At 43.1% G+C, this 1,544-nt stretch carries 1 protein-coding gene; it reads left to right on the plus strand.

The window, feature by feature from the left end; genetic code table 11:
* On the plus strand, nucleotides 1–1,544 hold a 1,544-nt coding region (locus G4407_RS16050), incomplete at both ends, for a thioester domain-containing protein (RefSeq protein WP_274597669.1).

A 1,544-nucleotide genomic window follows, 5' to 3' on the forward strand; every position in this document is an offset into this window, starting at 1 on the left:
GAACTATACCGATGTAGAGATCGAGGCATCCGGGGAAGATGCATCTGCACAGGCAGTTAAAGAACTGAAAGAGGACATCGAAGAGGGAAATGTGATGGTATTGTCTGCGGCTGAAAGAGCTACAAGCAGCGGTTCCACAGTTACATTGACAAAGGGGCGAACCATTTATTATCCAAGCTATATTGGAAATTATCTTACTTGCCTGTTCACAGTCAATGGAAAGATTGCATACTGTCTCCAGTCCCAGAAAGCATCCCCACCGACTGGAAGTTATGTAGCACAGGTACTGGACAGCAATAAAAACTTGCAGAAAGTTCTTTATTATGGTTATGGCGGGGCAGGAGATCTGACAGGAAGTTATCTGGCTGGAAAAACGGAAGATGAAAAGTATGTGTATACACACATTGCAGCCAGCTACGCTTATGCAGGAGAAGCCGGATTTACCGGATGTAATTATAATAACCTTGTAAATGCAGGGGTTATCGCATATATCAATTATCTGTTCGGACAGGAAGAACCGCCAAAAGGTGAACTGAGCCTTTCAAGCACAAAGCTGAATGCAGTACGGGATGGAAACTTCCAGAAAACACCAAATATCACACTGTCTGGAGATCACAGAAACTATGTGACATTGAGTGTACCGGAAAATGTGACTGCACATAATCTTTCCAAAGGAACAAGTGTTACAAATGGAAAAATCCAGATTTATGGTGGAGATACATTCTATCTGTCTGCGGATTTATTACTGACAGGCAGTTATGCTTCCGGCAACTTATATGGTTCTGTCGGAAAGACATGGAGAACGCTGGTGCTGACAACCGGAGATTCCAAGCAGGATATCGGTGTATTTGAAAGCGAAACAGCAGCTCCGGTAAGTTTCAGTGTACAGTGGCTGAATATGACACGTATTGAACTTATGAAAAAAGATGTCAATACACAGAATCCGCTGTCGGGGGCAGTTTATGGTATTTATACTGATAAGAAGTGTGAAAACCTGCTTATGACAATGTCAGCAACCGGAACAGACGGAAAAGCAGTCAGCGATTATTTTGATTCCGCACTGAAAACTGTGTATGTAAAAGAGGTTACTGCTCCGACAGGGTACAAACTGAATACAGAAGTATATAAAGTAGATGTTGCAGCCGGAAAGACATTGACTGTAACAGCAACCGATGAGAGAGTCACCGGAAGGGTAAAAATCGCAAAGATCGATAAAGAAACACTTGCATTTAAGGCACAGGGGGACAGTGTTCTTCGTGGTGCGGTGTATGGTCTGTATGCCAAAGAGGACATCGTGCATCCGGATGGAATAACAGGAGTTCTGTATAAACAGGACAGCCTGATCGCGCAGGGAGTCATCGGAGATGATGGAACACTGGAGTTTTCAGAATTATACCTTGGAGAAATGTATGTAAAAGAAATCACTCCACCGGAAGGATATACACTGGATACTACAAAATATGAAGTATCCGTAACTTATGAAGGTCAGGATGTTGCAGAAGTGACAAGAGACCTTACGGTAAAAGAGCAGGTAAAGAAACAGG

It is taken from the genome of Allocoprococcus comes (assembly GCF_013300725.1).
Lineage (GTDB): Bacteria > Bacillota > Clostridia > Lachnospirales > Lachnospiraceae > Allocoprococcus > Allocoprococcus comes_A.